This window comes from Chryseobacterium joostei, assembly GCF_003815775.1.
GTDB lineage: Bacteria > Bacteroidota > Bacteroidia > Flavobacteriales > Weeksellaceae > Chryseobacterium > Chryseobacterium joostei.
Genome location: NZ_CP033926.1, coordinates 2,296,469 through 2,321,025, shown reverse-complemented (window position 1 = coordinate 2,321,025; position 24,557 = coordinate 2,296,469). Strand labels below are relative to the sequence as shown.

The 24,557-nt window shown below is 35.1% G+C and carries 26 protein-coding genes; 8 read left to right on the top strand and 18 right to left on the bottom strand.

Going from position 1 to position 24,557, the window contains the following annotated elements; genetic code table 11:
• Nucleotides 1–12: 12 nt before the first annotated feature.
• The gene (locus tag EG359_RS10620; RefSeq protein WP_076354503.1) at nt 13–540 is read right to left on the bottom strand and encodes an NADPH-dependent FMN reductase; all 528 of its coding nucleotides are present in this window, start codon (nt 538–540) and stop codon (nt 13–15) included.
• Nucleotides 541–550: 10 nt separating this feature from the next.
• Nucleotides 551–1,429, bottom strand: coding sequence for a NifU family protein (locus tag EG359_RS10615; protein WP_076354501.1), 879 nt, complete (start codon nt 1,427–1,429; stop codon nt 551–553).
• 167 nt (nt 1,430–1,596) lie between these two features.
• Here EG359_RS10615 and EG359_RS10610 point away from each other — a divergent pair, with 167 nt between their 5' ends.
• Nucleotides 1,597–2,133: a gamma carbonic anhydrase family protein gene (locus EG359_RS10610; protein ID WP_076354499.1), complete on the top strand. Its 537-nt coding sequence runs from the start codon at nt 1,597–1,599 to the stop codon at nt 2,131–2,133.
• A 152-nt stretch (nt 2,134–2,285) separates the two neighbouring features.
• Here the strand turns inward: EG359_RS10610 and EG359_RS10605 are convergent, their stop codons facing one another.
• On the bottom strand, nt 2,286–2,738 hold the full coding sequence (locus EG359_RS10605; RefSeq protein ID WP_076354497.1) for a hypothetical protein: 453 nt from the start codon (nt 2,736–2,738) through the stop codon (nt 2,286–2,288).
• Between the two features lie 82 nt (nt 2,739–2,820).
• Here EG359_RS10605 and EG359_RS10600 point away from each other — a divergent pair, with 82 nt between their 5' ends.
• Nucleotides 2,821–4,947, top strand: a complete 2,127-nt coding sequence (locus EG359_RS10600) for a helix-turn-helix domain-containing protein (protein WP_076354495.1) — start codon at nt 2,821–2,823, stop codon at nt 4,945–4,947.
• A 38-nt stretch (nt 4,948–4,985) separates the two neighbouring features.
• Here the strand turns inward: EG359_RS10600 and EG359_RS10595 are convergent, their stop codons facing one another.
• From EG359_RS10595 to EG359_RS10585, 3 genes are all read right to left on the bottom strand, one after another.
• A complete protein-coding gene (locus EG359_RS10595) occupies nt 4,986–5,834 on the bottom strand; it encodes a M12 family metallopeptidase (RefSeq protein WP_076354493.1) in 849 nt (282 codons plus the stop codon).
• Nucleotides 5,835–6,062: 228 nt separating this feature from the next.
• Nucleotides 6,063–6,491: a hypothetical protein gene (locus EG359_RS10590; RefSeq protein WP_076354491.1), complete on the bottom strand. Its 429-nt coding sequence runs from the start codon at nt 6,489–6,491 to the stop codon at nt 6,063–6,065.
• Nucleotides 6,492–6,535: 44 nt separating this feature from the next.
• Nucleotides 6,536–7,015 (bottom strand): hypothetical protein, encoded by a 480-nt coding sequence (locus EG359_RS10585; protein ID WP_123867351.1) that lies wholly within the window; start codon nt 7,013–7,015, stop codon nt 6,536–6,538.
• 285 nt (nt 7,016–7,300) lie between these two features.
• On the opposite strand from EG359_RS10585, the gene EG359_RS10580 reads away from it, so the two are divergent.
• The 4 genes from EG359_RS10580 (at nt 7,301) to EG359_RS22890 (ending at nt 10,179) form a co-directional block, all read left to right on the top strand.
• On the top strand, nt 7,301–8,305 hold the full coding sequence (locus EG359_RS10580; RefSeq protein WP_076354487.1) for an LLM class flavin-dependent oxidoreductase: 1,005 nt from the start codon (nt 7,301–7,303) through the stop codon (nt 8,303–8,305).
• 67 nt (nt 8,306–8,372) lie between these two features.
• A complete protein-coding gene (gene ribB, locus EG359_RS10575) occupies nt 8,373–9,494 on the top strand; it encodes a 3,4-dihydroxy-2-butanone-4-phosphate synthase (RefSeq protein WP_076354486.1) in 1,122 nt (373 codons plus the stop codon).
• A 103-nt stretch (nt 9,495–9,597) separates the two neighbouring features.
• Nucleotides 9,598–9,786 (top strand): cyclic nucleotide-binding domain-containing protein, encoded by a 189-nt coding sequence (locus EG359_RS22895; RefSeq protein ID WP_317127458.1) that lies wholly within the window; start codon nt 9,598–9,600, stop codon nt 9,784–9,786.
• Between the two features lie 162 nt (nt 9,787–9,948).
• A complete protein-coding gene (locus EG359_RS22890; RefSeq protein ID WP_317043357.1) occupies nt 9,949–10,179 on the top strand; it encodes a cyclic nucleotide-binding domain-containing protein in 231 nt (76 codons plus the stop codon).
• A gap of 115 nt (nt 10,180–10,294) precedes the next feature.
• Here the strand turns inward: EG359_RS22890 and fmt are convergent, their stop codons facing one another.
• The 6 genes from fmt to folK all read right to left on the bottom strand — a co-directional run bounded on the left by fmt (nt 10,295) and on the right by folK (nt 18,134).
• On the bottom strand, nt 10,295–11,245 hold the full coding sequence (fmt, locus tag EG359_RS10565; protein WP_076354484.1) for a methionyl-tRNA formyltransferase: 951 nt from the start codon (nt 11,243–11,245) through the stop codon (nt 10,295–10,297).
• A gap of 132 nt (nt 11,246–11,377) precedes the next feature.
• Nucleotides 11,378–13,285: a RecQ family ATP-dependent DNA helicase gene (locus EG359_RS10560; RefSeq protein WP_076354482.1), complete on the bottom strand. Its 1,908-nt coding sequence runs from the start codon at nt 13,283–13,285 to the stop codon at nt 11,378–11,380.
• A 78-nt stretch (nt 13,286–13,363) separates the two neighbouring features.
• Nucleotides 13,364–14,803 (bottom strand): OmpA family protein, encoded by a 1,440-nt coding sequence (locus EG359_RS10555; protein ID WP_076354480.1) that lies wholly within the window; start codon nt 14,801–14,803, stop codon nt 13,364–13,366.
• A gap of 212 nt (nt 14,804–15,015) precedes the next feature.
• The gene (locus EG359_RS10550) at nt 15,016–16,539 is read right to left on the bottom strand and encodes an OmpA family protein (protein WP_076354478.1); all 1,524 of its coding nucleotides are present in this window, start codon (nt 16,537–16,539) and stop codon (nt 15,016–15,018) included.
• A gap of 51 nt (nt 16,540–16,590) precedes the next feature.
• Complete coding sequence (locus EG359_RS10545) at nt 16,591–17,700, bottom strand: flagellar motor protein MotB (RefSeq protein ID WP_076354476.1); 1,110 nt, start codon at nt 17,698–17,700, stop codon at nt 16,591–16,593.
• A gap of 17 nt (nt 17,701–17,717) precedes the next feature.
• The gene (folK, locus tag EG359_RS10540; RefSeq protein ID WP_076354474.1) at nt 17,718–18,134 is read right to left on the bottom strand and encodes a 2-amino-4-hydroxy-6-hydroxymethyldihydropteridine diphosphokinase; all 417 of its coding nucleotides are present in this window, start codon (nt 18,132–18,134) and stop codon (nt 17,718–17,720) included.
• Nucleotides 18,135–18,154: 20 nt separating this feature from the next.
• Here folK and sppA point away from each other — a divergent pair, with 20 nt between their 5' ends.
• Nucleotides 18,155–19,915 carry a signal peptide peptidase SppA gene (sppA, locus tag EG359_RS10535; protein WP_076354472.1) on the top strand — a complete coding sequence of 587 codons (1,761 nt, stop codon included), beginning with the start codon at nt 18,155–18,157 and terminating at the stop codon, nt 19,913–19,915.
• A 71-nt stretch (nt 19,916–19,986) separates the two neighbouring features.
• Here sppA and EG359_RS10530 read toward each other — a convergent pair whose 3' ends face one another.
• The 6 genes from EG359_RS10530 to rpmB form a co-directional block, all read right to left on the bottom strand.
• The gene (locus tag EG359_RS10530; protein WP_076354470.1) at nt 19,987–20,241 is read right to left on the bottom strand and encodes a GlsB/YeaQ/YmgE family stress response membrane protein; all 255 of its coding nucleotides are present in this window, start codon (nt 20,239–20,241) and stop codon (nt 19,987–19,989) included.
• A 70-nt stretch (nt 20,242–20,311) separates the two neighbouring features.
• Complete coding sequence (gene ftsY, locus EG359_RS10525) at nt 20,312–21,265, bottom strand: signal recognition particle-docking protein FtsY (protein WP_076354468.1); 954 nt, start codon at nt 21,263–21,265, stop codon at nt 20,312–20,314.
• A 15-nt stretch (nt 21,266–21,280) separates the two neighbouring features.
• Nucleotides 21,281–21,751 carry a RidA family protein gene (locus EG359_RS10520; protein WP_076354466.1) on the bottom strand — a complete coding sequence of 157 codons (471 nt, stop codon included), beginning with the start codon at nt 21,749–21,751 and terminating at the stop codon, nt 21,281–21,283.
• Between the two features lie 89 nt (nt 21,752–21,840).
• The gene (locus EG359_RS10515; protein WP_002976755.1) at nt 21,841–21,993 is read right to left on the bottom strand and encodes a DUF4295 domain-containing protein; all 153 of its coding nucleotides are present in this window, start codon (nt 21,991–21,993) and stop codon (nt 21,841–21,843) included.
• Between the two features lie 20 nt (nt 21,994–22,013).
• The gene (gene rpmG / locus EG359_RS10510) at nt 22,014–22,196 is read right to left on the bottom strand and encodes a 50S ribosomal protein L33 (protein WP_027373683.1); all 183 of its coding nucleotides are present in this window, start codon (nt 22,194–22,196) and stop codon (nt 22,014–22,016) included.
• A 6-nt stretch (nt 22,197–22,202) separates the two neighbouring features.
• Nucleotides 22,203–22,445, bottom strand: coding sequence for a 50S ribosomal protein L28 (gene rpmB / locus EG359_RS10505; protein WP_002976757.1), 243 nt, complete (start codon nt 22,443–22,445; stop codon nt 22,203–22,205).
• 242 nt (nt 22,446–22,687) lie between these two features.
• Here rpmB and EG359_RS10500 point away from each other — a divergent pair, with 242 nt between their 5' ends.
• On the top strand, nt 22,688–24,406 hold the full coding sequence (locus EG359_RS10500) for a T9SS type A sorting domain-containing protein (RefSeq protein WP_076354464.1): 1,719 nt from the start codon (nt 22,688–22,690) through the stop codon (nt 24,404–24,406).
• Nucleotides 24,407–24,557 lie beyond the last annotated feature (151 nt).

The window sequence follows — 24,557 nt, the reverse complement described above, 5'->3', positions numbered from 1 at the left end:
TTTTAATTTTAATTATGAAACAGAATCGTTGAAATCTGTTACTAATTTTGATACTTTAGCAAAGGTATTACTTTCAACCGTGCCATCATTACTGAACTTACCTTTTATTCCCTTTATCAAAAGCTGATGTTTATCATTAGTTTTTGCTCCAAGAGTTTTTAAAAGCAATAATAATTCTTCATGACCTTTTTCACCATTGGCAGAACCTGTAATAAAAGCAACAGGTTTGTCTGAGAAAACATTGGTAGAAACACACCATTCCAGTAAGTTCTTTAATCTGCTCGGAATACTGAAAATATATTCCGGAGTAGAAAATATTACTCCCGCCGAATGATTAATCTTCTCCCTTATCTTTACGACTTCCTCAGGGATATCAACATCAGTTAAGGATGTATCAAAGTGGGGAAGAATAGAAAGATCATGATGCATTTGGAAATTAATATTGGGATTTTTTTCCAATACCTGTTCCATCAGTTTCTGATTGCTGGAAGCTTTTGTGGCACTTCCAACAATTACAAGAATTTTTTTTTGGGAGATCATGAAGTATAGGTTATCCGTTTACAGCTTCCACTCTTTCTACAAGCTCCGGAACAAATTGTTTCAGGATGTTTTCAATACCATTCTTTAAAGTAGCGGTAGAGCTAGGACAACCTGAGCAAGCTCCCTGTAAAAGCATTTTTGCGGTTTTGGTAGATTCATCATATTCCATTAAGGAAATTTTTCCACCATCATTTTCCACAGCAGGAGCTACATATTCATTTAAGATATCAGAAATTTTCTGCTCATCATCCGTATAATCTCTGTTGATGATTTTTTCAACAGGATTTTCGTGTTTTTGAGGTTCAATATTAGAAATTTCACCTCCATTTTGAAGATAATCAGAGATAAGAGCACGAACAGTAGTCATTACTTCATGCCATTCCACAGTATGATTTTTGGTAACTGCCACAAAGTTATCTGAAATGAAAACCTCTGTTGCAAAATCAAACTCATTGAAGATAGCTGCTGCCAAAGGAACTTCGGTTGCTGCTTCTCTTGATTTTACCTCTACAAAACCCTCCATAAGTAGTTTGCTGGAAACAAACTTCATTACATTTGGGTTAGGTGTCATTTCTGAATAGATCTGATACATTTCTTTTTTCTTCTGAAGATAAAGTCTGGGATTAGCCAATAATTCATCTTCAATTACATTTTTCAGGCTTTCAGCTACATGTTCCCATTCTATGGTATCCTGCTTGGCTACTGCTACAAAATTAGCCGTAATGAAAATTCTTTCCACAAACGGATAATTGAAAAGCTCCTGTGCCAAAGGAATTTCTGAAACATCTGAATTTCTATCCAATTCCAAAGACCCGGGAATCAAGTTGTAATCTGCAACAAATTTCATCACTTTTGGGTTTTCGGTTGGTTCTATAAGTACGGTACGCATTTTTTTCGTTAAATTTGAGATACAAAAATACGCATTAGAAGTCAGAAGCTGAAAGTTGAGAGTTAGATTTTTGCTATCGCTTTAATTTAGAAGTTAGATGCTAAAAATAAAGTGTACTAAATCATAATTTTCAAACAGGCTTATTTTCAAAATTTCAAATTAAAACTATGGCACTAATAAAAGAACTTTTAGGGAAAAGCCCACAGATCGGAGAGAACACTTTTTTAGCTGAAACGGCTACTATTATCGGAGATGTTACCATGGGAAAAGATTGTAGCGTTTGGTACAATGCGGTGATCCGTGGAGATGTTCATTATATTAAAATGGGAAACAAGGTGAATGTTCAGGATAATGCAATGCTGCACTGTACCTATCAGAAACATCCCCTGAATATAGGGAATAATGTTTCCATCGGGCACAATGCAATTGTTCACGGATGTACTATTCATGATAATGTATTGATCGGAATGGGAGCTATTGTTATGGATGATTGTCTGGTTGAAGAAAATTCAATTGTAGGAGCGGGCTCAGTGGTAACACAGGGAACTCACATCAAGTCCGGAGAAGTTTGGGGAGGTGTTCCTGCCAAAAAAATCAAGGATATTAATGCTCAATTATTGGAAGGCGAAGTCAACAGAATTGCAGATAACTATGTGAAATATTCGTCTTGGTATAAAGAAAATGTAAAAGATTACGAGTTGTAGATTAAAGTTTAGGGTTCAAAGTTTAAAGTTTAGGTGTTAAACATTTGTTATTACCCATTATCTCAGCTGTACTGCTTTTCAGAAATAAGTAAAAATCCCGATCCTAGGATCGGGATTTTTGTTGATTTGATTATGGAACCTTTGCTTTATTTTTAATTATCATCGGGGGTGATAAGTCTTACTTTTCCGTGGATGCACTTCAGAGAAGTCGGGGGAGTAATCACCATACAGTCAGAAGTAATATTGTATTTTTCATTAAAAACCCTTACTTTATCTGTATATTCATTGATCCTTGGTAGAATACTGGACTCTATCTTTTTAGAATAGGCGATGTATTGCTGAGGTCCGCCGCAGGCTTTTACTCCCATCGGAGCAAATGTCCATTCACTAACATCTGTACATTTTTCTCCTGTTGCTTCAGATTCAATAGAAGCTTTTAACTTATCCAGCTGGGCCTGATCATATTTTTGACTGTCTTCATCAGCAGGTCGGTTTGCAATATCTACAGGAAGATTGGTATTAAGATTCTTAGACGAATTACAGGAAACCAGAGTTAGTGTAGTACAGAATACTACTGCAGGAATGTAGAGTAAAAATTTTTTCACAATAGACTTTTTTCTTTTTAAGAATTTTCAAAACTTATGCCAAGGTAAGAAATTCAAATTCATTTCCGTATTTTTGACAACGATGAACAATCATTTTTTTGACTTAATAGAGTACACCAATAGAAGTGTTTTCCTTACTGGGAAAGCGGGAACGGGGAAAACAACGTTTCTTAATGATTTTGTAAGACGAACCAAGAAGAAGCATATTGTAATTGCTCCTACAGGAATTGCTGCCATTAATGCAGGAGGAGTGACTATTCACTCCATGTTTGGATTACCATTGAGAACTTTTTTGCCTACAACAGAAAGAATAGACACCAGCTTGGCTAATAATATTGCCGATCTGATGCCTCATTTCAAATATCGAAAGGATAAACTTAAGCTTTTAAGAGAGGTTGAGATCATCATCATTGATGAGGTTTCCATGTTAAGGGCTGATGTTCTGGATATGATGGATTTTTCCTTACGATTTATCAGAAGAAATAATCAAAGATTTGGTGGGGTACAAATGTTATTCATCGGGGATTTGTTTCAGCTTCCACCAGTGGTGAGAGACGAACATATTCTGAAAATGTATTACAATTCCCCATTCTTTTTCGATAGTCATGCCATCAAGGATATTCCGATTGTTACTATTGAACTGACAAAGGTCTACAGGCAGTCTGATGAAGAATTTTTGGAGATTTTGAATGCCATTCGTGATGGTGATGTTGCCAATATAGATTTTGATCATCTGAACAAAAGGTATGATCCTGATTTTGATATGGGGAAAGAATCCTATGTCTATCTATGTTCACACAATAAAATGGCAGATGAGATCAATCAGGAAAAATTAACGGAAATAAAAGTTGATGCTCAAACCTACGAAGCAAAATTGGTAGGAGATTTTAAGGAAAATCAGTTTCCCAATGAACAGTTTTTAGAATTAAAAATTGGTGCTCAGATTATGTTTATCAGAAATGATATTTCCGGAGAAAAGAAATATTTCAATGGTAAATTGGGTGAAATTATTGGTCTCGATGAAAATGAAATTCGTGTAGTTCTAGATGAAAGTGAAAGAGAGATTACAGTAAAAAGAGAAACCTGGGAACAGAAAAAATATTTTCTGGATACTGATAAAACCATCAAGGAAGAAGTTTTGGGAAGCTTTGAACAGTTTCCTATTAAATTAGCCTGGGCGGTTACCATTCATAAAAGCCAGGGATTAACCTTTGATAAGGTAATTATTGACGCAGGAAAAAGTTTTACGGCCGGTCAGGTATACGTTGCATTATCACGTTGCAGAACACTGGAAGGTATTGTTTTAAAATCAAAAATTACTCCTGAAGTAATCTTCAAGGATAATAGAATTTTGCATTTCCATACGGATACTGTGGCGAATGATCACGTAGAATCTATTTTGAATCAGGAGAAATATGATTACAGCATCAGAAAAGTACTTCGTACCGTTGATTGTCAGTGGTTTTTAAAAGAAGTTGAGGATTGGAATAAACTTTCCATTGTGACTAAAAATATAGATCATGTAAAGACTAATCAATTGTATCTTCAATTGAAGCATGAAGCAACTAATCTCGGAAAAATCTTTGAAAAGTTGGAACGTGTAATCTTTCAGAAGGTAAATAATTTCATTGAACAAAAAGAAGAGTGGTCGGAGATTGAAAGTAAGTCAAAAGGAGCTGTTAATTTCTTTTTTACTGAAACCAGAAATAAAATCTTTGATCCGTTGAAAGAGTTTTACGCTGAAATAAAGGGAGCAAAAGGTCTGAAGCAATACAATGAAGAATTCAAAGGCTGGTTGGAAGATATTGAAGAATATCTAAACAGTCTGAAGGAAATTCATCTTCTTGATACAAAGCTTTTGGATGAAAAGAATGATAAAGAAGTCAGTCTGAAAATAGCTAAAGTTCCGTCACAGGTTTTAACTTTCCAGTTATTTGAACAAGGTAAAACCATTGGAGAAATTGCTTTGGAAAGAGGATTGGTAAAAGAAACCGTAATCGGGCATCTTGCCAAGTTTGCAGAACAGGGATTACTGGATATTTCAAGAGTAATTGTTTCTGATAAAATCAAGGCTTTTGAAACAGAGTTTTACAAAAATCCACATGAAACCTTAACGGAGTGGAAGAATGCATTGCCAAGCAATTTTGAGTTTAATGAGATCAGAATTTTGATCAATCATTATAATTATAAAAAGGAAAAGAATTCGTAAAGAATTCTTTTCCTGCTTTAAGCCTTTGATATTAAATATTATGGATACATCGTATTGATCGTATTGATATCTCCGGTTGTAAATCCGGTTCTATTATATGTAAAGGTTGTATTATTGGCTCTTTTAATGGTGGGTTGTCCATTTTTAGAATAAGAATTTGGCCAATACATCATCACCGAATTAATATTGAAAGGACCTATGTCCGTTCCTGAGTTGTAAATATTAAAATTATAGGCCTGCCCATCCTGAATATTGTTCCACTGAATACTAAGATACTGATCTCTGTCTTTACGGGAATGTTCGTGATAAAGTCCCACTGTATGTCCCATTTCATGAATGACTGACCCTACAGAAATGTACTGATCCAAAGAAACAGTCTGCTTTCCGCCCTGATAGCCGATATGTGCCCATCCGTCTGCTCCGGATGAACTTCCGAAAATAAATTCTACATAATTACTCTGATTGGTACGAGGAATCCATTGGGTATTTGTTTTGGAGTTATATTCACTAACAGCCGTATTGATTTTATTTACGTTGATAGAGCCCATATTGCTTGCAATAGTGTAATAAATTTTACCTCCGGGCCATCTTGAGAAACTGGCACCTCCTTTATTGGATGAACCCTCTTCCATTAACTGTTGGTCTGTAAGAACGATATCTCCCTGAAAGAAATTCATTCCATCTTTTTTCTCATAAGTAATCTCCTGACCATTCAGTTGGCCCTTTATAACGTTTTCCATATTGGAGGCTGTTGTTTGTGCCTCTGTTGCAATCTCTTCATTATTTTTACTACAAGAAATGAATGTAGCTGCAACAATAAAGCTCATGAAGATTGTTCTTTTGGTTAGTATCTTCGGAGAAAATAAATCATTAAGTTTTTTGTTCATATTAATATTTTTAAAGTGGTGTGTTTGTTTAAATTTCAAATACTAATATAGTAATTTATTTCTCTTATTGATGAATTATGTGTGTTAAAATGCTTTGCTTTTTAGTGATTATTATCTTCTTGTGTACTGAATGGGAAATATGAATAATTGAGAAGCGGGAAATAAGTAATGAAAAAGAGATTTTGACGGTGGCCAAAATCTCTTTTATTTTCATGAAAAAAATCACAATTATTTTCTAGTCATTGCCTCAAAATACATCTTCACATATTCCCAATTTTGATCTCTTTTAGAATGGTATCCGATGAATCTTTTTTCCCTGTCTTCAATTTCATGAGGAATCTCAACGAACTCTGTAGCGATTTTTGTTGTGTCATCTTCTTTTGCATAAAAGATGATTTCATATATATTTTTGTGAAGAGTGATTCCTGTGATCTTAATCGTAGCCACTTTCATAATTTTTTGGATGATGGCCACCATCAATTGTTGTAGATTCTCTTCATCATTTTCAATATCATCAAATTTTTTCAAATCAATTCGCCAGCACCAGCTAAAGTCACTTTTTTGGGTATCGTCGATTATGCTTTTATTGATCCATAATTCAAAAGGTTGATTGTCGATATTGAATATTCTTCTTTTGAATTTTACTTCTCCTTTCATAAGTTTATATACTATTAGTTTTTCAAATATAATAAAGATAATGGTTAGAAAATCTTTAATTCTCCATCACATAAGGTTTCATAATCACTATAGATATGATCAAACCCACTATTCAACGTCCATTCATGGGAATAGATGAAAGATATATAATTCCCAATATAAGGTCTTGTTTTTTTGTTCATCTCAGCATATTTATACTCCATCCATATTGATAGGGAATCATTTTCTTTAGGTTGATAATTTTCAAATATAACCTTTGAATTGAGTAAGGATAGGATGGGCTCATACGATAATCCATTAGACAATTGAGGGCTTGAAGATTTATGCTGAAAATCAATCCCGTTATATTCTTCCATTTTCAAAACTCGAGATAATCTCCACAACATAAATGTTTCTTCATATTGAGATTTTGTTAGTTTGATTTTATTCTTTCTTGTATTCTTATTGTGAATTGCTTTTCCGTCATCCATTGAAGCCTCCGACTCTTTCATGATAAAATCAATTCTGGATTCTGAATTTGCCATGGTTTTCTTCAATTGATTTGACGGGTTTTTATTTTTCCTATAGGCTCCAAATATACAAAATGAATTAAAAACGATAAGCTCAAAAATGTATAAGTAAAATCGGCTAAATAAAAATTGAATTTCAATAGTTTTTCCCTGAACTAAGCAATCAATCCTATCAATTACAAAAAGTAACTAATGCAGTTTTTATGTTTTAAATTTGTTTGGTTTTTTAAGACCCCGATTTAAAATTATGAAATCAACAAAGGAGATTTCATTTCACCTTTAGAAAATTAGCCTTTCAATATGAAAAATTTTGAAATTTCTGTTTTAGATCTTGCGCCAGTAAAGCAAGATAAGAGCATTCATGATACTTTTCAGGACAGCTTGTCCTTAGCCAATCACGCTGAAAATTTAGAATATAAAAGATTTTGGCTGGCTGAACACCACAATATGGAAAGCATTGCCAGTTCTGCAACCTCAGTTTTAATTGGTTTTATTGCCAATGGAACAAAAAAAATAAGAGTTGGGTCAGGAGGAATAATGCTTCCGAATCACAGTTCCCTGATTATTGCTGAACAATTCGGTACACTAGAGTCCCTTTTTCCCGGAAGAATTGATCTTGGGGTAGGGAGAGCACCCGGAACTGACGGTTTAACAGCTCAGGCATTAGGTAGAAACCCTGCTATTATAAACGAGCAGTTTCCAAGACAAATTTTGGAACTTCAAAGATATTTTTCCAAGGAAAATTCTAATGCAATGGTTCGTGCTATTCCTGGAGAGGGATTAGATATTCCTATTTATATTTTAGGATCAAGTACGGATAGCGCCTGGCTGGCAGCGGAACTTGGTTTGCCATATGCTTTTGCCGGACATTTTGCTCCGGAACAGATGGAAATGGCTTTTAAAATTTACAGAGAACACTTTCAACCGTCACAATATCTTGCTCAGCCTTATATCATTGCCTGTGTAAACGGAGTAGCAGCCGAAACTACGGAAGAAGCACATCGAATTTCCACGACTTTATTTCAGGCATTCATCAATATTGTAAGAAATGACAGAAAGCCTTTTGCACCGCCTGTAGATGATATGGATGAAATCTGGTCACCAATGGAAAAATCTATGGTTTTACAAAAGTTGAGATATACCTTTATCGGGGATCAGTCGGAAGTTCAGGAAAAACTTAAAAGTTTTCAGGAAAAATTCAATGTAGATGAGCTAATGATCAATTCACATATTTACGATCATCAGAAAAGATTAAGATCCTACGAGATTTTCAGAGATGCTGTGAACTCTTTATTCAAAGCGTAATAAACCATTCATATTAATTGGCAGATGCTTATTTTTATGAGTATCTTTGCAAAAATAAAAAGTAAAAATGTCTGATATTAAATTAAATACTATTCCAGAGGCTATTGAAGACCTTAAAAATGGTAAAATAATCATAGTAGTAGATGATGAAGACAGAGAGAATGAAGGAGATTTTCTTTGTGCAGCAGAACTGACAACACCTGAAATTATTAACTTCATGGCACTTCACGGAAGAGGGCTGATTTGTATGCCACTTCCTGAAAAAAGATGCGATGAGCTAGGACTTGAGGTGATGGTAAGCAGAAGCAGCGATCCTAAGGAAACTGCTTTTACGGTATCTGTTGACCTTTTAGGTAACGGAACTTCCACAGGTATTTCTGCAGGTGACAGAGCAAAAACTATTTTAGCTTTAATGGATGAGAAGTCCAAGCCTACAGATTTTATGAGACCTGGTCACATTTTCCCGCTTCGTGCAAGAAAAGGAGGAGTATTAAAAAGAGCAGGACATACAGAGGCTGCTATTGACCTTACACATTTAGCAGGATTAAAAGAAGGAGGTGTGATCTGTGAGATCATGAATGAAGATGGAACAATGTCTCGTTTACCTGAGCTTCACGCTTTTGCTCAAAAGCATGATATGAAGATTGTTTCTATTGAAGATTTGATTCACTATCAGCTTAAAAAAGGAAACCTTGTTGAAAGACTTGAAGAGAAAAAAGTAAAAACTCATTACGGTGATTTTGATTTTTATGCATTCAGAGAGACTTCTAATGACCAAATCCACTTTGCATTGACAAAAGGAGCCTGGACAGTAGATGAGCCGGTTCTGGTAAGAGTTCAGTCTTCAGATTCTTATTTCGATGTATTAACAAGATTGAATAACGGTGAAAAACCTTTGTTGGAAAAAGTAACCAGTATGGTAAACGAAGCTGGTAAAGGAGCAATTATCTTTATCAACAACGTTTCAAATTCTGAAAATACATTAAGAAAACTTCAGCAATTCCTAAACTATCAGGACGGGCAGGAGCAGCATCCTACTTTAGCGTACAACTATAGAGATTATGGTATTGGAACGCAGATTTTAAAGAACTTAGGAATTAATAAGTTTAAAGTTATCACTCAAAACCCTAATATTAAGCCTCAGGTTGGAGGATATGATGTAGAGGTTACCGAGTTGGTACAATTATAATACATAAATGATCAGCTGTGAACTGAGTTCACTGTAACTGATTGTTTAATAATGTAGAATAAAAGGTTTAGGATTTTTCTAGGCCTTTTTTTATTTTTAAATTATGACAGAATCTTTAAAAACACACATTCGAGAATATGTTGACATTTCAGATGAAAAGCTGGAAAGATATTGTAATGCCTTTATGCTCAGGAAAATTAAGAAGAAAGATTTTCTTTTGAAGGAAGGTAATATTTGCGAATTTGAGGGATTTATAGTTAATGGCTGTTTTAAGGTTTCTCACACCGATTGAAATGCTTCTGAACAGATATTATACTTTGGTATTGAAAACTGGTGGATTTCAGATATTGATAGCTTTATCAACAATATCCCATCTAAGCTGAGTATTCAGGCTCTTGAGGATAGTGAAATTCTTCTTATTTCAAAGGAAGATAAAGAAAAATTATATCTGGAAATGCCTGAAGTAGAAAGGCTGATGAGGCTTAAGTTTCAAATGTCAATTATAGCATTGCAACGCAGAATTATTGATAACTTAAGCAAACCTTCAGAAGAACGTTATATTGAATTCTTAAAAGATTACTCAAAAACAGCCCATCGTCTTACCAATATTCAGATTGCAGCTTATTTGGGAGTAACTCCTGAATTTATTAGTAGAATCCGTAGAAAAATAGTCAATAAAAATTGATAAAAAAAAACACTTTAGTTATAGCAAGTGTACTTTAATAGGTGTAAAGCTTGTTCCTTGAAATAACTAAAGTGGTTGATAATTTCTTGATTTTGAGATCTAAATAAGTATATATTTAATCCTGTAGAGTAATCTCATCAAAGTTTCTGAAACCGTTCAGAAAATCTTTCACATTCATTCTTTTTTTACCCTCTAATTGAAGTTCTTGTGGATAATAAATTCCGTCTTCAGTATAAATTTTAAATTCGTTCTTTGAAATATCTAAGGTCCCTGAAAGTTTTCCATGGTTTGAGATTTCAAACTTACCGCCGAATATTTTTAATCCTTTTTCTTCCTCTCCAATTTTTAAAGTGGTGAAGGCTGCAGGGTAAGGTGACATTCCAAGGATAAATTGATGAATTATTTTTGACGGTGCATTCCAATTGATTTTGGTGTCTTCTTTAAATATTTTATAGGCATTTTTTGGATGCTCTACCTCTGGTTGAGGCCTTTCCTTAATGGTACCTTCAGCTAATCCATCCAATGTTTTTACAACCAATTTTGAACCCATTTCCATCAATCTGTCGTGAAGACTTCCTGCATTTTCATCAAGTAGAACTTCGATTTCGTTTTGAAGAAGAATGTTTCCTTCATCAATCTTTTCATTAATGAAAAAAGTTGTTGCTCCGGTTTTTTCCTCACCATTAATCACAGCATAGTTGATAGGAGCAGCACCTCGGTAATCAGGCAATAAAGATGCATGAAGATTGAAAGTTCCCATTTTCGGCATTTCAAAAAGGACTTTAGGCATCATTCTGAAAGCTACAACTACAAAAACATCTGCATCCAGTTTTCTTAGTTCTTCCAAGAATTCAGGATTTCTTAATTTTTCAGGTTGAAAAACAGGAATGTTATTTTCTGCAGCATACACTTTTACCGCTGATTGGTTAATCTTTTGTCCGCGGCCACTTGCTTTATCAGCTACAGTTACCACACCTACCACGTTATGATGAGATTGATGAATAGCCTCCAATGAAGTTTTTGCAAACTCAGGAGTTCCTAAAAAAACGACTTTCAATGATTTCATACTACAAAGATAAGTTTTTAGTTGAAAATTGAGAAGAAGAGAGTATGTGATGTGCCAAACGAAGTTACAGGTTCAATGGACGAAATAAATGGTTGGAGAGAAATTGAATTTTTAAAAATTTACAAGATATTATTACCCTTGATTCAGTGCATATGTTCTGAAATTCAGCATTCTTACCTTTCCGGAATCTAGTAAAAAGATCAGGCTTTCCAAAATACTTTCTTTGGAATGGTAGCTTAGCTGTACAGAAAGCTCTTCTATCGTTGAAGATTTCTTGGCTAATAGATTGATGATCTGCTGAGAGATATTTTTCCCGAAAATAGACTGCTTATTTTTTTCACAGACAGAACAATGCCCGCAGTTCTTTGAATTTTTTTCACCAAAATAAGCAAGGATGAGTTTCATTTTACAATAATCATTGTCTTCCACATAAAACTTCATTTCTTCCCATTTTTGGATCTTATTTCTTTGAATATGTTCAAAAAGTTTCCAATAGGCATTATGAATAACCCTTTCATCTCGAGGTTTTAAAAACTTTATACTGGATAAGGCTCCGTCTATATATTCCAGATAATTTTTTTGCTGAAGCTCTTTCAAACGTTCTTTGATTAACGGGACGCTAACTCCAATTTTATTACTTACCTGCTGTTCACTGAACAATACTTTGTGGGTTGTAATTCCGGACATCGTACGGAAAAGAAGCTCCAAGAAATAAGCGTCTTTTTGTGGCAATTGATCTATTTCATCCGCCTTGATGAAAAGCTCTAAGGATGACAGGCTTTTGTTAGCATTATAATAAATGATTTCCTGATTGTGCAGGAAGTTGAGAACATTGTTGATCTTTGCTTTGGATAATCTTGTGAAGTTTTGTATTCCGACTGTATTCAGCTGAAATGTTTTTTCCGGTAATTCAAATTCTGCAACCTGAAAAATAGAGTAGAGGTAGCTGATGATCTTCAAAAATTCTGCCTTATTGGGAATTTGATTTTTTAAGATCTGATCAAAATTCAGAAGCTCTTGTTTATTCCAAAGCATGAAAGCAAAACTTTCTTTTCCATCTCGTCCTGACCTTCCAATTTCCTGATAAAAATTTTCCAGTGATGGGGCTGGAGAGCAATGAAGAACAAATCGTACATTATCCTTGTCAATACCCATTCCAAAGGCATTGGTAGAAATTAGGACTTGATTGTCACTATTGTTCCAGGTATTTTGCTTTGAATTTTTTTCCTTTGTTGTTAAACCCGCATGAAAATAGTCTACATTCTTCAGGTGGTTTTTTTTCAGAAATTCGGCTAAAAGCTCAGCCTCTTTTCTCGTTCTTACATATACAATTCCGGAATCGTTATTATACTTTAAAATATCAAGTACGCGTTGAAATTTATCAGAAACCTCTTCTGTAAAGATTTTGATATTATCTCTTTTAAAACTTTTTTGAAAGACAGCCGGATTTCTAAGTTCAAGTTTGTTTTTAATTTCTTTCAGAACCTTTGGTGTTGCGGTGGCTGTTAGAGCTAAACAAGGAATTTCTGGATTATTGCTTCTAAATCCTTTAATATTTTGATAGCTTGGACGAAAATCCTGTCCCCATTCTGAGATACAGTGGGCTTCATCTACTGCAATAAATGATAATTCAATTTCCTCCATATTTTGAAGAAACTGAGTATTGGTTAATCTTTCAGGAGAAACATAAAGAAGCTTTGTGAGTCCTTCTTTGCAACGGTTATAAATGGTTTCTGCATCATATTCGTCAAGTTCTGAAGATAAATATTCTGCTTCTATTCCTCTGAATTTAAGCTGATTCACCTGATCTTTCATTAATGCAAGCAAAGGGGAAATAACCAGACAGGTTCCTTCTTTAAGTAAAGCCGGAAGTTGATAACATAATGATTTTCCGGCACCTGTAGGAAGAAGTACCAGTGTATCTTTTTCATTAATAACAGCATTGATAATCTCCTCCTGAGAATCTCTGAAACCAGTATAGCCCCAGAAATACTTAAGAGTATCATATTTTAGCTTTTGAAAATCCTGCGAAGAAATCATGTTGTAAAAATAAGGAAAGAATTATGACAAAAAAAGCCACGCAATGCGTGACTTTTGTATAATAAATTAATAAGTTTATTATTTAGCTTCGAAGTATACTCTTCTGTTTGCTCTGTTTTTCCACTCAGGACACTTAGTTGCTGGTTCACACTCAGGGTATTTAAGGTCTTTTTCACCTTTACCTACTGCGTTTAGTTTACCAGATTGAACTCCGTTTTTGATCAAATAGCTCTTAACGTTGTTTGCTCTTCTTTCAGATAGTTTTTTGTTGTAAGCATCAGTACCTCTTGTATCAGTTGCACCTATTACACTATAAGAACCATTTGAAGAATTGATATAATTTACAGCATTGTTTAGAATAGGAGTATTTGAAGGTAAAATTCTGTCAGAATTTAAATCAAATTCAATTCCTTCTAATTTAGTTTCTGTTTCTACTACAGGTCCGGTAGTGGTTGTAGGACATCCGTTGTTTTCAACAGGTCCAGGAACCGTTACACACTTGTCGTAAAGGTCAATTACACCATCAAGGTCAGTGTCAAGGGCAACCCCTGCACCATCTACTCTTGCTCCAGCAGGAGTGTCAAGCTGTCTGTCCCAGTCATCACATACTCCGTCATTATCAGCATCACCTTTCTTACATACTTCAATGTCTTGATTTTTATTTGCCAATACATCAAGCTTGTAATAAATTTCCTGAAGCGGATCATGCCACATTAGGTGAGACTCATGTTTACCTAGTTTTAAAGAAAGACCTAGGGTTGCATTGAAGAAGTTATCAGAAACCTGCTCCTCACGTCTGTTGACAGCACTGTATTTGTCACCACCACCATCAAATTCATCATCGCCGGTAACCACGTACATTAATCTACCTTCAATGTCGATTCTTCTGTTTACCTTAAACTTCAAACCGGCACCTGTTTGCATAAACATGGATCCAAGTTGGAACGGTTTGATTTCGGTCATTAGATTTTGTCCCTTGCTGTCTTTCTGGTAAGCTCTGTAGGCAATGGTACCAATACCTGCATATCCGTGAAGAGCCCATCTGTAAGGAGAATGATTGTCAACTCTCCTCAAAAGGTTAGAGAAGTTAATATCTCCCAAGATTGAGATTGCATCATACTGAGTTCTTGCGCCTATCGCAGTAGCATCAGGAGCAGCATCCTTGGTATTGAACCATCCTTGTCTAGTTTCACCTCTGTCATACTGTAAGTTAATTCCAAAAGCATGAGTAATTGCCTTATCAATACTTACATAAGCAGAGTATCCGAAAAGGTTTTTACCGTTACCATTCTTGATGGAAGTTAAATCTGCTGACTGCATCAGTGGAACTCCAACCCCAGCTGAGATTGACCAGTCATTAAACCTTTTTGATTGATTGGTGAAAGGGGAAACATTAGCAGACCCGGAAGAAAAAGTATTTGGGTACTTTCCATTTGAAACTGCCGTTGAGTCTTGTTGCGCATAGCTGGCGGTAGGAATGGCCAATGCTAGGGTAACAATTGCTAAACTTAATTTCATAGTGTTATTTTTTTAAGTTAAGTTATATTAAATGATTTTTTACGCTAAAAAGTGATTTTATGTTATTTTTTTTCAAAACAACCATGCTAATGCATTGTTTATTTGGCACCTATTACCTTGAAAATGATATAAAGGTATGTAAAATATTTCGTAGTAGGAAAAAAATAAACCGAAAAGAATTATTCTTTTCGGTTTATGTATTTAATAAGAAATTACTTTTTCTTTTTTTTAGCAGGTGCTTTTTTAGTAGCTTTTTTTACAGGAGCATCTTCATAATCTTTCTTTTGAATAGAATTCCATTCAGAACTTTCTATAAATCTTACTGTAACTTTTCTGTCAGCTAATCTTTCAGCATCTGAAGCTGAGGCAGGGATCGTTGCTTCTGCAGAACCTACACCTCTAGATTTTAGAACATTATCATTTACTCCTCTGGTTTCTAAAGCTCCAACTACAGCAGCAGCTCTTTCTTTAGATAATCTTAGGTTGTATGCTGCATTACCTTTAATATCGGTATGTCCTGTTAATAGATAATTACCTCCGTTTTCTTTAATAATTGAAGCTGCTAAATCAAGTTTAGGATTAGATTCAGGTCTTATTGTTGCTTTATTAAAGTTAAAGTAGATATCCTTAAGTGTTTTTTCTACTTCTACTGCAGTCTCTTTATTGTCTTTTTTTACCGGGCATCCATTGTTTTCAACAGGTCCAGGAACCGTTACACACTTGTCGTAAAGGTCAATTACACCATCAAGGTCAGTGTCAAGAGCAACACCCGCACCATCTACTCTTGCTCCAGCAGGAGTGTCAAGCTGTCTGTCCCAGTCATCACATACTCCGTCATTATCACCATCTCCTTTCTTACATACTTCAACGTCTTGCTTTTTATTCGCCAATACATCAAGCTTGTAATAAATTTCCTGAAGTGGATCATGCCACATTAGGTGAGATTCATGTTTTCCTAATTTGAAAGAAAGACCTAGGGTTGCATTGAAGAAATTATCAGAAACCTGCTCCTCACGTCTGTTGACAGCACTGTATTTGTCACCACCACCGTCAAATTCATCATCGCCGGTAACCACGTACATTAATCTACCTTCAATGTCGATTCTTCTGTTTACCTTAAACTTCAAACCGGCACCTGTTTGCATAAACATGGATCCAAGTTGGAACGGTTTGATTTCGGTCATTAGATTTTGTCCCTTGCTGTCTTTCTGGTAAGCTCTGTAGGCAATGGTACCAATACCTGCATATCCGTGAAGAGCCCATCTGTAAGGAGAATGGTTATCAACTCTTCTCAAAAGGTTAGAGAAGTTAATATCTCCCAAGATTGAGATTGCATCATACTGAGTTCTTGCGCCTATCGCAGTAGCATCAGGAGCAGCATCCTTGGTATTGAACCATCCTTGTCTGGTTTCACCTCTGTCATACTGTAAGTTAATTCCAAAAGCGTGAGTAATTGCCTTATCAATACTTACATAAGCAGAGTACCCGAAAAGGTTTTTACCGTTACCATTCTTGATGGAAGTTAAATCTGCTGACTGCATCAGTGGAACACCTGCTCCAACTGAAATAGACCAGTCATTAAATCTTTTTGATTGTTGAGTGAAAGGGGAAACATTTGCAGAACCAGAAGAAAAAGTATTGGGATACTTCTCATTCATAGTTACTGCAGAGTCTTGTGCATAGCTGATAGCAGGCATCGTCAAAGCCAGTACAGCAGTTGCTAAACTTAATTTCATCGTGTATTATTTATTTTGATTTTTGAAAAGCAGTTTTTAGCTTCTTTTTTATTATTTAATTGGGCATCCGTTGTTTTCAACAGGTCCAGGAACCGTTACACACTTATCATAAAGATCAATAACTCCGTCAAGATCCATATCAAGGGCAACACCCGCACCATCTACTCTCGCTCCAGCAGGAGTGTCAAGTTGTCTGTCCCAATCATCACATACACCGTCATTATCTGCATCTCCTTTTTCACAAACTACAAGATCTGTAGTTGCATTTTCTAAAACGCTAGTTCTGTAGTATGCTTCCTGAAGAGGATCATGCCATGCTAAGTGGGATAGGTGTTTTCCTAATTTGAAAGATACCCCTAAGCTTACTGTCCATGCATTGTCAGATCTTCTGGCGTTAAGTTTATTATAACTTACTGAAGCTGGATCGTATTCACCAGGACCAGCCCATCCACCACCATCAAATTCATCATCACCACTAATAATGTACATGGTTCTTGCTTCAACGTCAATAAGTTTTGAAACATTATACTTTACACCTAAACCTCCCTGATAGAATATAGAGTTGATGTCTAGGTCTTGTTTAATAAATAATGGGATTCTTCTCGGGTTATCACTCCATCTGTTTTCATTACCATCATGTAATGACGTTCTGAATCCTTGAACCCCAATTCCCATATATCCATGGAAAGCCCATCTATAAGGAGAATGATTATCAACTCTTCTTAATAGATTAGAGAAATTAATATCTCCCATTAGAGCAATTTGGTCAAATTGAGTTGTTGCAGTGGCTACTCCGGCAAGTTGACCGGCTGTACCAGGAAGTTGTCCTGTTTGCTTTGTTTCTCCTCTTGTATACATTAAGCTTAAACCAAAAGTATGTGAAATTTGCTTGTCAATACTTACGTAAGCATTATAACCCCAGTTGGTCTTATCCTTGCGAAGAGATTTAAGATCAGAGTGAACCATAAATGCCGGACCTCCACCAACTGAAATAGACCAGTCTCTGAAACGTCTGGCTTTGTTGTCGAAAGGTTTTACATTAGCGGAACCTGAGGAAAAAGTATTAGGATACTCAGTAGAAGAGTTTACTGTAGTACTGCTATTCTGTGCGAAAGCTGCAATTGGCAATGTGGTAGCCAATAATAATAAACCTAATTTCATACAATATGTTTTATGTTTTAAATAAAATCTTTTAATAATATTCTGGAAAAATCCCTTTCAAAAAGATGTTTGCTATGAGGGATTTCTAATCTTTCTGACTTAAAATTTAATTCATTATACTTAATGATATCAATATCTATTACTCTATCAGTGTAGCCTCCGGATACTTTTGAATCATTAACTCTCCCCATATCAATTTCAATTTCTTTAATACAATCAAGAAGTTGAATTGGTGAAAGATGCGTGAATATTACAGCTGCAATATTACAAAAAATATTGGAACTAACAAACTCTACAGGATCAGACATTAAAAATTCGCTGGTTTGTGAAATGTTATTTCCTGCATCACTTATTCTCTGTAATGCAAGCTCTATATTTTTTTTTTGCTCTCCAAGGTTACTTCCTAGTAACAAAACTACCTTTTGCTGCGACATATTGGAAAATTGATTGATTTATGAGAAGTTTCTTTAAAAATGTTTTGGCAAATATAGTTGCAATAGTTATACTTTGCGCTGTATTTTTCATCTTTTTCATTATGTTGATTGTGTTCAGTTCTATGGGAAGTGATAAGGCTGTTGCAGTGAAAAAGAACTCGGTTCTTACCATTAATTTAAAGACAAACATAATAGACAGCCCTACGGAAGAAGAAATGGGACTATTTGGTATCAGTAGCCAGAACAAGAGTGTTCTTCTATATGATGCATTGGAAGCTATTAATAAGGCTAAAACCGATGATAATATCAAAGGAATAAGTATTGAAGCTGATGAGCTGAATGCAGGGCTAACACAAATTGATGATCTTAGAAATGCCATTGAGGATTTCAAGAAAAGCGGGAAGTTTGTTTATGCTTATGGTAATGGCGTTTCTCAATCAGCTTATTACCTAGGATCTGTTGCTGAGAAATATTATCTGCATCCTGCAGGAGGAATAGAATTAAAAGGCCTTGCTACTGAAGTTACATTCTTTAAGGATTTTGCTGATAAATATGGAATCGGGATTGAGGTTATTCGCCATGGTAAATTTAAATCTGCGGTGGAACCTTTTTTAAGAAATGATATTTCTCCGGAAAATAAGGAACAGCTAAGTACTCTGTTAAATGACCTTTGGAAAAATACTTCCGATAAAATGGCTGCATCCAGAAAAATTGATACGCTTCAGTTCAGAACGATTGTTGATAGTCTATATGGAATGATTCCTGAACAAGGATTGAAATATAAGCTTGCTGATAAGCTTATTCAAAAGACAGAATATGAAGATTTGCTTAAAGCTAAATTAAGTTTAACAGATAAAGAAAAACTGAATAAGATCTCTTTGGCTAGTTATATTAATTCTTATGCTGATGAGGATAAGTCTGGTGAAAAGGTAGCGGTACTATATGCTTCAGGATCTATTAATAATGGGGATCAGTATAATGACATTCATTCCGAGAAATATGTAAAATACATTCAGAAACTTCAGGAAGATGATAAAGTGAAAGCGGTAGTTCTTAGAATCAATTCTCCGGGAGGAAGTGCCAATGCTTCAGATGAAATCTTATTTGAACTACAACAACTAAAAAAGAAAAAACCATTGGTGGTTTCATTTGGTGATTATGCTGCTTCAGGAGGGTATTATGTAGCAATGGCTGCAGATAAGATTTATTCTGAACCTAATACACTTACTGGTTCTATTGGGGTTTTCGGAGTCTTACCTTATTATAAGGATATTGCTGCCAAGAACGGGATTCGTGCAGATATTGTTTCTACTAATGCCAATTCTATGTATTATTCAGGCTTGAATGGAGTGACTCCATTTGGAATAAACATGATGACAAAAAGTGTAGAAGGTACTTATAAAAGATTTGTACATTTTGTTACTCAAAACAGAAAGAAAACTTTTGAGGAGATCGATAATGTAGGTGGCGGTAGAGTATGGAGTGGTGTTCGTGCCAAGAAAATAGGATTGGTGGATGAGTTGGGAACACTGAATGATGCTGTAAAGTTTGCAGCACAGAAAGCCGGATTAAAGTCAGATTATCAGGTTGAGTCTTTCCCTAAGAAAATGTCTCCTTTTGAGCAGATCTTTAAGGATCTGAATGAAGAGGATGTTTCGGCGAGAATCATCAAGAGCAAAATAGGAAAATCCAACTATGAGATTTTGCAGCAGATTACAGATAAAAAGCTACAGTCTGAGGTGAAAATGGAAATGCCTTACCAGATTAGAATTAACAACTAACTAAATTATATTTTACAGAAAATCCCGGATCTGAATTTCAGATCCGGGATTTTATTTTTTATTAAGATTGATTAGCTTTTCTTTGTAGCCATTCCGTAAATCCAGAGGACGATCAGAGATCCTCCTATTGCAAGTAGCAGACTTCTGAAATCAAAACTGTCAACTGTTCCCCAGCCAAGAAAATTTCCTATAAATCCCCCAACAAAAGCTCCTATAATTCCCAGGATAATTGTTATTAGCCATCCGCCTCCTTGAGTACCAGGCATTATTAATTTAGCAATGGCTCCCGCAATAAGACCAAATATGATCCAAGTTAAAATTCCCATAGTCTTAAGATTTTAATTGTTAATATTTAAAAATGATTTGTTGCTAATATAAGGGAAAACATGATATAAATCATCTTTTCTTGAAGAATGAGTCTACAAATTCCGTACCATTAAAAAGTTGTAGATCCTGCATTTTTTCGCCTACACCTATATATTTTACCGGAATTTGGAATTGGTCTGAAATACCAATCACAACACCTCCTTTTGCTGTTCCGTCCAATTTTGTTACTGCCAATGCGTTTACTTCAGTAGCGGCTGTAAACTGCTTTGCTTGTTCAAATGCATTCTGTCCTGTAGAACCATCAAGAACCAATAGGATCTCATGAGGTGCATCAGGAATTACTTTCTGCATTACTCTCTTAATCTTGGAAAGTTCATTCATCAGGTTGATCTTATTATGAAGTCTTCCCGCTGTATCAATGATGACAACATCTGCATTTTGTGCAACAGCACTTTGCACTGTATCAAAAGCTACAGATGCCGGGTCAGAGCCCATTTCCTGTTTTACAATAGGAACGCCCACTCTTTCACTCCAAATGGTAAGTTGGTCAACGGCAGCAGCTCTAAAGGTATCAGCAGCTCCTAAAACTACTTTTTTACCCTCAGATTTGAACTGGTGAGCAAGTTTCCCAATAGTTGTTGTTTTTCCAACTCCATTTACCCCTACTACCATAATTACATATGGCTTCTTGGAAGTGTCGATATTTCCTGTTCCTGCGTGAGGGTTTTCAAGCAAAAGACCTGCAATTTCATCACGAAGAATTTTATCCAGTTCGTTTACCCCAACATATTTGTCACGAGAAACACGTTCCTCAATTCTTTCTATGATTTTGATAGTAGTAGAAGCACCTACATCGGATGCAATCAGTATTTCTTCAAGATCATCCAGAACTTCGTCATCTACTTTGCTTTTACCGACAACGGCCTTCGTCATTTTTTCAAAGAATCCCTGACTGGATTTTTCCAATCCTTTATCTAAGGTTTCTTTTTCTTCTTTTTTGAAAATATTTTTAAACCAACTCATAGTTTTAGTTTATTCTTATCTTTTGTTTTTAATCACTGCTGTGGCCTCTACCTCTATCAGTACATCATTCCTGAAAAGCTTGCTTATCTCTACAAGGCTGCTTACAGGAGGGTTTTGGATATTGACATGCTTGTCCCTTATTTTTCTGAAACCAGGGGTTTTTGATATGTCTGTGATGAAGATTACCAGTTTTACAATGTCCTTTCCTGTGCCTCCATATTCTTTCAGAATGTTTTCAATATTATTGAAAATCTGCTGTGTCTGTTCCTCTACATTATTTCCCACCAGATTTCCCGCTGAATCCAAGGGAACCTGCCCAGATAATAAAATCATTTTGGAACTTCCACAATCAATACTTACCGATTGTGATAATCCCTGAATGTTGAAAACTTTTGAAGAACTTTTATATTCTATAGTATTCATTGTTTCCTGACTATATGAAAATAGAAAAATTACCGTACATGCCAGAATTAGAATTTTTTTCATATTTCATTGATTAATAATCTGGTGAACAAAGATAACAAAAAAACTACCCAAAATATGAGTAGTTTTTTATATTGTAAATAAAGTATTAATTATTTTTTCAAATAACCATCTACTTCATCAGCATTCATTACTTTTTCTTCGAAAACGTAAGCTCCTGATTTAGAAGACTTAACCATTTTCACCACTTTAGTCATCTTTTTAGACTGACCGCTTTGTAGGGTTGCTACTACTTTCTTTGCCATGGTAAATTATTATTTATAAATTACTTGATTTCTTTGTGAAGGGTAGATCTCTTAAGAACAGGATTGTATTTTTTCAATTCCAATCTCTCTGTAGTGTTCTTTTTGTTTTTTGTAGAAATGTATCTAGACATTCCTGGCATACCACTTTCTTTGTGCTCTGTACATTCAAGGATTACTTGAACTCTATTTCCTTTTTTTGCCATGATTTATTAATTCTTTTTAATCAATCCGTTTCTAGTAGCTCTTTCAATAGCTTCCTCGATTCCAATCTTGTTAATCACTCTCAATCCATGAGCTGATACTTTCAGTGTTACGTGCTTATCTTGCTCCGGAAGGTAAAACTTCTTCTCTAATAAGTTAATTTCAAAACGACGCTTCGTTTTGTTATTAGCGTGAGAAACGTTGTTACCAACCATTGCACGCTTTCCTGTTATTTGGCAAATTCTTGACATATCTCGATGTTCTTATTTGTATAATATTTGAGAGTGCAAAATAACGAAGAATTTTTTAGATAGACAAATCTTTTGGAAAATATTTATAAATAAGTGACTGATTAATAATATTGATTTTTTAAAATATCCGAATTTCTGGGATATAGCCGAAAATCGCTGCTGATATATTTCATACAGGCTTTTTTTTAAAGGAGAATTTTAATATTCTATCTTTGTTTTTAATTAATCTAAATAAAAACAATATGAAGAGAATTTACTTTCTTTTGTCTATGTTTCCTGTAGGCTTGGCAGCGCAAAGCTTTAGTGAGATACAGACCGGGATGAATAATTTTTATTTTTCAGCTTCTGATATTGCTGATATCGATAATAATGGAACCATGGATATTGTAGTTACAGGAGCAATAGATTCTGATGGAGACGGACAGCCTGATGCTACCTATAACGAAGTTTATCAGAATAATGGAACAACATTCCAGCCCTATACAGATCTTGGTGGGGATGTGACGCATTTGGGAGATGTAAGGTTTATTGACTTTGATAATGACGGGTTGATGGATATGATCTCTACTGGACTTAGCTATATGGATATTGTGAACTATAAGCATTATCGATTTAAAAATACAGGGACAGGTTTTGTAAGGCAGAAAGAGCTTCCGGGAAAAATCTATGGTTCTATGGAAGTCTTTGATTTTAACCATGACGGAAAGCAGGATTATGCAATCAATGGAACTCAATTTGCCCATGGTAGTGGGGAATTTAATAATACAATAGATTTTTACAGAAATACAGGATCAGGTTTTGAAATGACTGAAAATTGGGTTAATGGAACTCAAAACGGTAGTTTTAAGGTAGTGGATTTAAACAATGATCATCTTTTGGATGTCATTGTCATTGGATCTGATATTAATGGAGATCCTGTATCTAAAGTATATCTGAATCAGGGGGGAACTTTGGTTGATGCACAATCTCTTGATTCTTTGACATCCGGTAAACTTGAGGTTGCAGATTTTAATGCGGATGGTTTTCAGGATGTTGTAGTTGCTGGTAAGGATGCCAATGATGATCCTTATTTTGCTGTTTTAATGAATGATGGAACAGGTACGCTGGTTGCTCAACAGATTGGCCCTGCTGAAATTGAAGACGCTTCATTAAGCGTAGGAGACTTGAATAATGATGGATATTATGATTTTATCATCTCGGGTAATATAAACTATAATGCGGTTGTAAAGACTTATTTATATAATCCGGCCAGCCAGACATTTACTGAGGGAACAACAACGGGAATATATAAATTGGGTGGTCCTGGAATGGTGCAGTTGCTTGACTTTAATAATGATAATCACCTGGATGTTGTATTGGGCGGATTTGATTGGTCCGATTCAGTATTTCCATCGCTGACAAAAGCTTTTAAAAATAATTCTACAGCTACCAACGCAAAGCCAACGGCTCCTACTCATCTTAATCTGACAAGAAGCGGAAATAGGTTTAATTTTACATGGAGTGGGGCAACAGACGATAAAACTCCTGTTAATGCATTACGCTATGAAATTAAGGTAGGATCTACTCAGGGAGGGCAGGATATTGCCAAATATATTGTAACAACCCCTTCTTGGTTTCTGGATTTAGATCCGTCTGTTCAAAATGTATACTGGAGTGTAAGAGCAATTGATGCTTCAAAGAAGTATTCGGATGTTTCTACAGTGGGTACACTGGGAACTAAAGAGAATAATATCAATAAAGAAATAGAACTTGTTATCTATCCAAACCCAACATCTGATAAAGTTTATATTAAAGGTGAAAAGGTTTCAGAAGCTGAAGTGTATTCAATGGAGGGACGAAAGCTGAATGTTATTTTAAATGGGGATCAATCTATTAATGTTTCTCATTTACCAAAAGGAGTATATTTATTAAAACTGAAAATAAAAAACGAAATAACCACGAAAAAACTTACAATTAAATAACTGAATCATTCTATCATGAGAAAAGCCAGACGTCCAGCTGGCTTTTCTCTTTTTATAGGGTGAATCTTTTGATGTTTTAAAATGAAGAAGGAATTGAATTTCTTCTGAAAAAAAAATCTGCGTTATCAGCAAAATCTGCAAGAATTTATAT

Excerpts from the sequence above, each read along its gene's own strand:
- EG359_RS10620 (WP_076354503.1), bottom strand. The coding sequence starts at position 540 with ATGATCTCCCAAAAAAAAATTCTTGTAATTGTTGGAAGTGCCACAAAA.
- EG359_RS10615 (WP_076354501.1), bottom strand. The coding sequence starts at position 1,429 with ATGCGTACCGTACTTATAGAACCAACCGAAAACCCAAAAGTGATGAAA.
- EG359_RS10610 (WP_076354499.1), top strand. The coding sequence starts at position 1,597 with ATGGCACTAATAAAAGAACTTTTAGGGAAAAGCCCACAGATCGGAGAG.
- EG359_RS10600 (WP_076354495.1), top strand. The coding sequence starts at position 2,821 with ATGAACAATCATTTTTTTGACTTAATAGAGTACACCAATAGAAGTGTT.
- EG359_RS10595 (WP_076354493.1), bottom strand. The coding sequence starts at position 5,834 with ATGAACAAAAAACTTAATGATTTATTTTCTCCGAAGATACTAACCAAA.
- EG359_RS10590 (WP_076354491.1), bottom strand. The coding sequence starts at position 6,491 with ATGAAAGGAGAAGTAAAATTCAAAAGAAGAATATTCAATATCGACAAT.
- EG359_RS10585 (WP_123867351.1), bottom strand. The coding sequence starts at position 7,015 with ATGGCAAATTCAGAATCCAGAATTGATTTTATCATGAAAGAGTCGGAG.
- EG359_RS10580 (WP_076354487.1), top strand. The coding sequence starts at position 7,301 with ATGAAAAATTTTGAAATTTCTGTTTTAGATCTTGCGCCAGTAAAGCAA.
- ribB (WP_076354486.1), top strand. The coding sequence starts at position 8,373 with ATGTCTGATATTAAATTAAATACTATTCCAGAGGCTATTGAAGACCTT.
- EG359_RS22895 (WP_317127458.1), top strand. The coding sequence starts at position 9,598 with ATGACAGAATCTTTAAAAACACACATTCGAGAATATGTTGACATTTCA.
- EG359_RS22890 (WP_317043357.1), top strand. The coding sequence starts at position 9,949 with ATGCCTGAAGTAGAAAGGCTGATGAGGCTTAAGTTTCAAATGTCAATT.
- fmt (WP_076354484.1), bottom strand. The coding sequence starts at position 11,245 with ATGAAATCATTGAAAGTCGTTTTTTTAGGAACTCCTGAGTTTGCAAAA.
- EG359_RS10560 (WP_076354482.1), bottom strand. The coding sequence starts at position 13,285 with ATGATTTCTTCGCAGGATTTTCAAAAGCTAAAATATGATACTCTTAAG.
- EG359_RS10555 (WP_076354480.1), bottom strand. The coding sequence starts at position 14,803 with ATGAAATTAAGTTTAGCAATTGTTACCCTAGCATTGGCCATTCCTACC.
- EG359_RS10550 (WP_076354478.1), bottom strand. The coding sequence starts at position 16,539 with ATGAAATTAAGTTTAGCAACTGCTGTACTGGCTTTGACGATGCCTGCT.
- EG359_RS10545 (WP_076354476.1), bottom strand. The coding sequence starts at position 17,700 with ATGAAATTAGGTTTATTATTATTGGCTACCACATTGCCAATTGCAGCT.
- folK (WP_076354474.1), bottom strand. The coding sequence starts at position 18,134 with ATGTCGCAGCAAAAGGTAGTTTTGTTACTAGGAAGTAACCTTGGAGAG.
- sppA (WP_076354472.1), top strand. The coding sequence starts at position 18,155 with ATGAGAAGTTTCTTTAAAAATGTTTTGGCAAATATAGTTGCAATAGTT.
- EG359_RS10530 (WP_076354470.1), bottom strand. The coding sequence starts at position 20,241 with ATGGGAATTTTAACTTGGATCATATTTGGTCTTATTGCGGGAGCCATT.
- ftsY (WP_076354468.1), bottom strand. The coding sequence starts at position 21,265 with ATGAGTTGGTTTAAAAATATTTTCAAAAAAGAAGAAAAAGAAACCTTA.
- EG359_RS10520 (WP_076354466.1), bottom strand. The coding sequence starts at position 21,751 with ATGAAAAAAATTCTAATTCTGGCATGTACGGTAATTTTTCTATTTTCA.
- EG359_RS10515 (WP_002976755.1), bottom strand. The coding sequence starts at position 21,993 with ATGGCAAAGAAAGTAGTAGCAACCCTACAAAGCGGTCAGTCTAAAAAG.
- rpmG (WP_027373683.1), bottom strand. The coding sequence starts at position 22,196 with ATGGCAAAAAAAGGAAATAGAGTTCAAGTAATCCTTGAATGTACAGAG.
- rpmB (WP_002976757.1), bottom strand. The coding sequence starts at position 22,445 with ATGTCAAGAATTTGCCAAATAACAGGAAAGCGTGCAATGGTTGGTAAC.
- EG359_RS10500 (WP_076354464.1), top strand. The coding sequence starts at position 22,688 with ATGAAGAGAATTTACTTTCTTTTGTCTATGTTTCCTGTAGGCTTGGCA.